This is a genomic window from Galbibacter sp., assembly GCF_048266365.1.
Classification (GTDB): Bacteria; Bacteroidota; Bacteroidia; order Flavobacteriales; family Flavobacteriaceae; genus Galbibacter.
Genome location: NZ_JBLWZP010000031.1, coordinates 1 through 6,597, shown reverse-complemented (window position 1 = coordinate 6,597; position 6,597 = coordinate 1). Strand labels below are relative to the sequence as shown.

Below are 6,597 nucleotides of genomic sequence, written 5' to 3'. Positions count from 1 at the left end.
TTTATAATACAAAAAGAATAGCATCATAAATAATTAGATATATATTTAAACTGTCTTACAGATGGGGAGTAGTGTATAGTGCTGTGTGTTCATTTGAAATAAAATTAACATTACTAAGTTCTATATCTTCAGCATTATAAATTCCTCCACCCGCTACTGCTTGATTTTTGAAAAACAATGAATTTGTAATTTTGATAGTACCAAAATTATTATATAATCCACCCCCATATTCTTCTGCTTCATTATTTTCAAAACGAACATTCTCAAGTGTTAATTCACCAAAATTAGCAAACAAACCTCCTCCGTTTATAGCTGATCTATTATTCTTAATAACCGAATTAGAAACCGTCAAACTATTATTATTAAGAAATATAGCACCGCCACGATTATGACTATAATTACCTTCAAAAACACAATCCAAGATATGCGCATTATCTGCAAATGAATGGATAGCACCACCTTCGTAATAGCTACTGTTATTTTTAAATTCGCATGCTTTAATCACATTATTAGCTCCGAATCGAATATGTATGGCTCCCCCTCCAATATTTCCATATTCCGCATAATTTTCTAAGACACTATTGTTCTCAAAAATGCAATTCTCAACAAGTACATCATCCGCCCAAATATATATGGCTCCGGATCCCATACTATTTCTTGAATTATTATTTCTAAAGACACAATTTAAAATTACGGATCCATCTCCTCTCAAACTTAGTCCTCCTCCCTCCGATAGATCCTCAATCTCACTTTCAGATCGTGCAAGTCCGTTTTCAAAATAAAGACCATCCAATAGGACCTCCGATGCTCGACTGGTAACATCCAATACACTCACCTTATTACCTCCATTTAAAATACTTTGATAATTTTCTGGATCGCGATTATTCCCAACCCCGGAATAACCGCCATATAATTTTAAAGAAAAGTCGACCTCTAAAGTCTCAGTGATTATATAAGTGCCTTGTCTAAGCCATAGTTCATCTCCTGAATCGGCATATGCAATTGCGTCTTTAATGTTACTGGCTTTTGCCCACGTAGATCCATCAGAAACTCCATTTGGAGCGACATAAATTACATTTTGAGCACTAAGGGTTAGACTTATAAAACAGATAATAATATAGCATATCGGTAATTTACATGACATAATATATTTATTAGATCGTAGTAGATTTGAAGTTAACAAAGAGTAATATTCAGGTATTATCCCCTTGCATTTAGGTTGAATTAATAAAAAATTATGGCTTAGGAATTGGATAATTACACCCTATGGTTTGGTTATCTTATAGTTAAAAATCAAACCTTCCCTCAAAGAACTTTCCGATAAGTGGCACAGGTTTTTTGACCTCATTATTAGCGGCGATAATTCCGAAAATAATAAAAATTAGAGGGGATATAGCTACCACATTAAGTAGGCTTCCAACTGTTGGGGCAATAAACACCACGATTATTAATAGAACATTTAGTAGTGCTGCAAAAAGGAAAACACCCAATCCTTGTCCCAAATGGTAAGAAGCAAAATCACTTTTTATGGAATTTTCTTTATTTTTAAAATATGCAATTAGCCATCCTATGATAGTAATGTAAGAGACTATAGAAATTGTTTTTGCGTTCATATCTATATGGATTAAAGGTTGAGAAATTGATTAAAACACCTGAAACAAAAGTAGATACGTCAGCGGTTTATTACAATTGATTACCACATACACGGCGTCTACATCAGTTTATAAAATCGTCTACAATCCGTATACATAGCTCCCACGGATAATAATGAGCCCTTGATAAACATAGAAATGTGTATATTTACACTATGAGAAATTACCTACATAATTTTATTTTTCTTATAGGTGCGCTCCAAGCTTCATATTTGCAAGCCCAAACTATTATTATAGATTCTCTAGAAACCGTTATAGCTCAAATTGAAAATACCCGCAGTGCACGTATTGAAGCAATGACAGAATTGGCTAGAATAATGGCAAGGGACAGACAGTCCGAAAATGCTATTGATTTAGCTAAGGAAGCCTTACGACTAAGTGCCTCAGAGAAGGATCAAGGTTACACTGCAATCTCCTATTCGACTTTGAGTTATCTATATGCACAACAGGATAGCCTAAACCTAGCCTATAAGGCTATTGATAGTGCAGAATTGTATGCAGGTAGAACGAAAAATAATATCATTAAGGGGCGAGTACGATCTCAACATGGCTGGCTCGAAAACTTGGTAGACAACAGAGAAAAAGCTTATAAATATATGCTCGATGCTCTTCGAATGTTTGAGGGTGAAGATGCGTGGTTGTACAAAAGCAATATTTACCATCATTTAGGAGCAATACAAGGGTATTGGAACGAGCCTGAAAAACAGCGTAACTACACGAGACTTTGCCTTGAAGCTGCTAAAAAAAGTAATGACCCTAGCGCTCTTGCCAATGCCTACTTGAGTATGGGAACTTATCATTTATACCAGTATCGTAAAGAACATGTCCAAAAGCAACTAGATTCTGCAAAATTCTATTATTCTTCCATTTTAAAACTTACTGAATCGCATCGTGAACGTGTGAAAGCGAAAAGTATTCAAGGTATTGCATCCCTAAATATGGCCAACCTTTATTTTGAATTTTATCCTGAATCTTTTAAGGATAGCGCAGTGATTTTTTTAAACCGAGCTCTTGAGAATGGACGAGAATCTAAGCAAGCAGAAATCATTGCCAACAGTTACGGGATATTGAGTGAGTACGCATTAAGAGAAAACAATTATCAGAAAGCTGAAAACTTGCTTCAAATGGCTATGACTGAGCTTGCATCAAGTACATGGGGTGGAAATTTACCAAAATCCAGGGTGAGTAGTGCTTTAGCAAGGGTTGCCGAAAAAAGCGGGGATAGCGAAAAAGCTCTTAAGTACTACAAACAATATATGGAATATGACAAAGAATTATTTAACGAAGAAAAACATTCTATCACTCAAAAGTTAGAAGCCGTATATCAATCAGAAAAAAAAGAACTTGCATTGGCTACCATACGCCAAGAAGCAGCGTACACCAAAAAATTAAATAATCTTTACCTGATTCTTACCAGTATAGGATTGGTAGCTTTATTTTTCCTGTTCCGTTCCTATCACTTTAGATTAAAAACGGCTAAACAAAAACAATTATTACTTACCGGGTTAAAAAATGAAGCTGAACTTCAAGCCAGTCTAAAAGATGAAGAAACAGCACGATTACAAGCAGAGCGGGAGCTATTGCAGGAAAGACTTGACCGTACAGAAAAAGAACTGCTCGCAGGTAGCCTTCAAGTAGAAGAAAAGAACCAGCTATTTGAGGATTTAAAGGTAAAACTTGATTCGTTAGATAGATCAGATCCATTATACAAACAAATTAACCGATTGCTTTCAAGAAATTATGAAGTCGACAGAGGTTATGACGATATAAAAACAGAATTAACTGAAATACGACCTGAATTCATCGAAGGTCTTCAAAAAAAATCTGGTAACAAGCTCACCCGTCTGGATTTAAAGTATTGCTCTTACATCCTTATGGGGCTCACTAATAAAGAAATAGCCATTAAGCTAAATGTCGATCCTAAAAGTATCCGAATGGCAAGGTACCGTATCAAGCAAAAATTACAATTAGGAAAAGACCAGAGCCTCGATCACTTTATCAATACTCTGGTCACAAAACAAGGTTAAGTTGCTAGTTAGTAAAATTGTCAAAAAGAAGAAATCAAATTAATTTAATTCTGGGACTATAATGTCACTTACGTTACTCTTATAGGCCTTGAGAACCTCCAAAATTGTTTCTTTTTGATCGGAGAAAAACGTAGTTTCATTACAAAAGAGATTTTCATAATAGCTAATTCCTTCCAAGAGATTACTTTTAAATGAATTCCAACGTTTCACCTTAGCCCTGTTAAGTCCCACTAGGTTGTTTCTAATATCATCCACAAGGAAATCAGCGTATAGATGCAATTCTTTAATAAACATATGTGGTCGACTTCCCTTTCTCAATACATTGGTATACCCATAAATGTGTCGTACCATTTCATTAAGTGAAATCTCCTTATCAAAATAGGCCAAGTTTGGACCTGGACATATAACAACTCCCTGTTTTTCTCCTTTAATCTCCATTTCCTTTTCCATATATGCAGGATTAGCAAGACCAACACACAAGCAAGACTTCACAGTGATGCTATCGCGTTTAGCTTGTATGGCTTCAGGACTATACTCAGCGGTGGATGCCTCCAACTCCTTGAGTTTAATTTCTTGATACTTCCGAGATGCCGTGCAGATACCTTCCTCTCCTAATTCTTTACTTAGTGCAAGAAATTTTTTAGGACAAGAACTTCCAGCCTTTTGTTTATCTATACGTTGCTGTTTGAAAGACTCATTACTACTTCCTCTAAGGGTGTTGAAAGGCACTCCTAGTGGCGATAGTTCACTTCTATACAGATCGCCTTCAACAGCGTTTGCTAGAAGTCCGCGTGTTTCCTTGTCCGTAGCGGTTGCTTCAGGAACTAACAAAAAAGGACTACCCCAGCCAACGGCATCAGCATCATAATGTTCTAAAAGAAAATTATGCTCATCATTTGTCCCAACCCCTCCTTGCACTGTTATTCTTGTAGGCATTGGACTAGTTGGAACAAAGCATCCCTTCTCTTCAAGTGCCTTGGTCAGCAAGGCATGTACATTCTCCTCTAGTTCTTTTCTTCTTTGTTTAAACTCGTTCATAATGGGCCCTAAAAGCAAACCATCCGTGGCAAACGCGTGCCCCCCACAATTAAGTCCCGATTCAATTCGGTATTCTGACACCCATACTCCTTTTTTAGCTAAAAAGCTTCCTTGTATCATGGCGGATCTAAAATCGCTGACCTTTAAACCAACTTTCTTTTTCAATTTACTTTCTGCATCCGGTAGAAAATCTTTAAAAGTTCCGATATAGCTATACAAGGATGGATTCATTCCTGCAGAAAGAATCAAAGTAGAAGTAAGCGTACTCTCTGCAAATCCTCTAAGCGAAGCATGAGCATCATTATAGATGGTGTCTAGAGCAACTTTATTTCTAAAATTGGTTTTATCAACCTTAGTCATAATATTGACATCAATGGCTCCGGGTGAAAGATGCTCTGTAATGATCTTAGCAGATTGTTGCAAGAAATTATCAGAAGAAAGACGCTTTATCTTTTCTAAGATAATAGATTTAGGAGGGAGCATCCTGATAAATTGATCCAATTCCTTCTTGTTGACCTCTAGTTCCTCCACAAAGTTTTGAAACTTTTGTTTCACCAAACAATCCAGCACATTGAGGTACTCGGTAATTCTTTTGGCTCTATGGTCTATAGATTTTGCAGAAATAGAGGTATACGGTAGTTTATGTTTTTTACAAAAAAACGCCCGCATTTTTTCAGCTAGGTCGTCATCTACGATGGACACCACAGAATCAATTCCTTTAGAAGCCACGCGTAAAGGTGTATCTATGGTGTATGCAAGTCCCATTACCGGGATATGAAAACTATGTGTCATACAAATAAATCACATTATTATGTTGACACAAAGGTTCATATTGTCATAGCCTTAAAAAATGATAATTATCATTTAATTCTGAATTTGCTATTTAATAGGGAAAAGATCAAACGTACTTTGAACATAAGAATCAGTACCAATAGAAAGCTAAATAATAATTCTAAAGGTCAATACATTTTGACGGGTCAAAATTTCTATGTTCAAAATGATCCACATATCCCAGCTGGTTGGACAGTAATTTCGTTCCACCAAGATCAATTGGAGGTAGTACACGATGATTATGCCCATAAATCCAATAGCTAACATCAGATTGAGTGATAAACTCCGTTTTATCTACACAGAATGCCTCATTGTAATGACTATCCCGGTGCTCTTCTGCATTACACGCAACACTGGGTAGATGGTGGGTTACAACCACTTTTTTTCCGTTCTCTGAAACTTGACCTTCGATAAAATCCATACATTTATTATGAATGTTATTAAAGTCAGAAATACGGAGCCGATTTCCTTTGTAGTTGATCTTTCTAAAATCATTAATTCCCATACTAATTTCATCCGGAAAGTGTTCTATAAATGACCACATGGTCGAGAAGATCAGTTTAATGTCCTTATGGTACACAAAATCATTATGTATGAGCTTTACGTTTGGAAGTAAATCTTCATGGATTTTTCCTTCACAAACAGCTACATCATAACCTTTATAAAATTCATGATTTCCCGGAATAACGTAAGTCTGCTGAAATCGATCGGAGATATCCTTAAAAAAGTCCAGTTTTCTATATTGATCATCTAAAAGATGGGTATCCCCTGCTATGACTAGTATGTCGCCTATCACTGGTATGGGATGCTTTGCGATCCAACTCGCATTGGACCGAAACTCCAAATGCAAATCAGATAGGTACTGAATTTTCATAATAGTCACTAATTTGGTTAATAGGCACCAAATATAACTAAAACCAAAACTTTTAAATTATCTGAAGCTCTTAACTTATAAACAAGTCGTATTAGTCTTGAAGTATTTCAGAAAAGGGCAAAAAAAAATCCTGATGCTTTAAAAACATCAGGATCTTTAAAAGAAGGCGGCGACC

5 protein-coding genes are annotated in these 6,597 nt (G+C 36.0%); 1 reads left to right on the top strand and 4 read right to left on the bottom strand.

Going from position 1 to position 6,597, the window contains the following annotated elements:
* Positions 1-55: 55 nt before the first annotated feature.
* Positions 56-1,144: a right-handed parallel beta-helix repeat-containing protein gene (locus tag ACN0TV_RS16980; RefSeq protein ID WP_417364527.1), complete on the bottom strand. Its 1,089-nt coding sequence runs from the start codon at positions 1,142-1,144 to the stop codon at positions 56-58.
* 142 nt (positions 1,145-1,286) lie between these two features.
* Positions 1,287-1,613: a DUF4870 domain-containing protein gene (locus ACN0TV_RS16975; protein ID WP_417364525.1), complete on the bottom strand. Its 327-nt coding sequence runs from the start codon at positions 1,611-1,613 to the stop codon at positions 1,287-1,289.
* Between the two features lie 194 nt (positions 1,614-1,807).
* Between ACN0TV_RS16975 and ACN0TV_RS16970 the strand changes: the two genes are divergently transcribed.
* Positions 1,808-3,679 (top strand): transcriptional regulator, encoded by a 1,872-nt coding sequence (locus ACN0TV_RS16970; protein ID WP_417364523.1) that lies wholly within the window; start codon positions 1,808-1,810, stop codon positions 3,677-3,679.
* Positions 3,680-3,718: 39 nt separating this feature from the next.
* Here the strand turns inward: ACN0TV_RS16970 and ACN0TV_RS16965 are convergent, their stop codons facing one another.
* Together ACN0TV_RS16965 and ACN0TV_RS16960 are read right to left on the bottom strand one after the other, a co-directional pair.
* Complete coding sequence (locus ACN0TV_RS16965) at positions 3,719-5,509, bottom strand: hypothetical protein (RefSeq protein WP_417364521.1); 1,791 nt, start codon at positions 5,507-5,509, stop codon at positions 3,719-3,721.
* 160 nt (positions 5,510-5,669) lie between these two features.
* Positions 5,670-6,422, bottom strand: a complete 753-nt coding sequence (locus ACN0TV_RS16960; RefSeq protein WP_417364519.1) for a metallophosphoesterase — start codon at positions 6,420-6,422, stop codon at positions 5,670-5,672.
* Positions 6,423-6,597: the final 175 nt, after the last annotated feature.

Excerpts from the sequence above, each read along its gene's own strand:
- ACN0TV_RS16980 (WP_417364527.1), bottom strand. The coding sequence starts at position 1,144 with ATGTCATGTAAATTACCGATATGCTATATTATTATCTGTTTTATAAGT.
- ACN0TV_RS16970 (WP_417364523.1), top strand. The coding sequence starts at position 1,808 with ATGAGAAATTACCTACATAATTTTATTTTTCTTATAGGTGCGCTCCAA.
- ACN0TV_RS16975 (WP_417364525.1), bottom strand. The coding sequence starts at position 1,613 with ATGAACGCAAAAACAATTTCTATAGTCTCTTACATTACTATCATAGGA.
- ACN0TV_RS16965 (WP_417364521.1), bottom strand. The coding sequence starts at position 5,509 with ATGACACATAGTTTTCATATCCCGGTAATGGGACTTGCATACACCATA.
- ACN0TV_RS16960 (WP_417364519.1), bottom strand. The coding sequence starts at position 6,422 with ATGAAAATTCAGTACCTATCTGATTTGCATTTGGAGTTTCGGTCCAAT.